Annotated in this window: 2 protein-coding genes; both read right to left on the bottom strand. The window is 54.7% G+C overall.

Translation table 11 applies throughout. The annotated features are described in order from the left end of the window. On the bottom strand, positions 1 to 287 hold a 287-nt coding region (locus PUT78_RS23665), incomplete at its 3' end, for a hypothetical protein (protein WP_274354660.1). 125 nt (positions 288 to 412) lie between these two features. Beyond that, positions 413 to 880: a putative pterin-binding protein gene (locus PUT78_RS23660; RefSeq protein ID WP_274354659.1), complete on the bottom strand. Its 468-nt coding sequence runs from the start codon at positions 878 to 880 to the stop codon at positions 413 to 415. Between the last annotated feature and the right edge of the window lie 28 nt (positions 881 to 908).

Below are 908 nucleotides of genomic sequence, written 5' to 3'. Positions count from 1 at the left end.
CTAAAAAGTGCCTGATGCTGCTGCTTGCCATGCCCAAGAACCTGTGGGTCCAGTTCCAGCAGGGCAGTTGCCATATCGTTGACGGTTTGCAGATGCCCGATCTCATCCAGATATCGCGCCTGCGGCCCCTGCCCAAGCAAATGCAGGCGAGAGATCGTCAGGTCAAAGCGCTGCTCGATATGGCTGTTGTCCCGGTCCTGCTGTGCCACAGCAAACGCCAGCGCATGGGCCTCCATCTGGGTCTGGCTGACTACCCAAAGCATGTTCTGGGTGACGGCGATGCGCATATCACGTTCAAGAGTCGACGATTTCGCCAGAGCAAAGGCCAACGACCCCAGAAATACTATCAAAACGGGAAGAAAAGGCGCATATAGCGCCCAGCCTTGTCGTCGCGCTGTCAAGGTGCCGCCCGTCATTGAACATGCAGGGATATCAGCTGCCAGACCCAGCGGGTATCATAGCGGATGTCCTGCAACTCTGCGTGGTCGTCACGTGGATAGACAATCCAGATCGGCCCTTTGTCGCGCGGGCTGAGCGCCACACCATCCATCGACAATGCTCCGATCACATCAAAGCGTTCAAAATCCGAAATCGGGATCTCTATCTGATAATCATTGAGCGCGCGCGCGACGACGACCTCGCCATTTAACTCATGCGCTTCCAGCAGGTCGCGGATCAGGAAACCCTCAAATGTCGACCTGCCATCTGTAACGGTCGTGGCCGTGATCAATTGTTTCTGTGGCAATTCCAGAAGATTGTCGTGGGTGAGCTTGATCTTGTCGTTCGTGATTGCTCCTGTCACGGTCAGAACCGGCTCGCTGGCGGCAAGCGGGTGGGCTGCCAAGAGTATCAACAGACTAAACGACAGTAATCTTATCATATTCGAAATTATGCTCCTGCATTCTTAG

Source organism: Roseinatronobacter alkalisoli, from assembly GCF_028745735.1.
Classification (GTDB): Bacteria; Pseudomonadota; Alphaproteobacteria; order Rhodobacterales; family Rhodobacteraceae; genus Roseinatronobacter; species Roseinatronobacter alkalisoli.
The sequence above is the reverse complement of the archived record's forward strand: the minus strand, read 5'-3'. Positions and strand labels throughout refer to the sequence as shown.

Bases quoted from the DNA above. Each gene is read 5' to 3' on its own strand.
- PUT78_RS23660 (WP_274354659.1), bottom strand. From the start codon at position 880: ATGATAAGATTACTGTCGTTTAGTCTGTTGATACTCTTGGCAGCCCAC.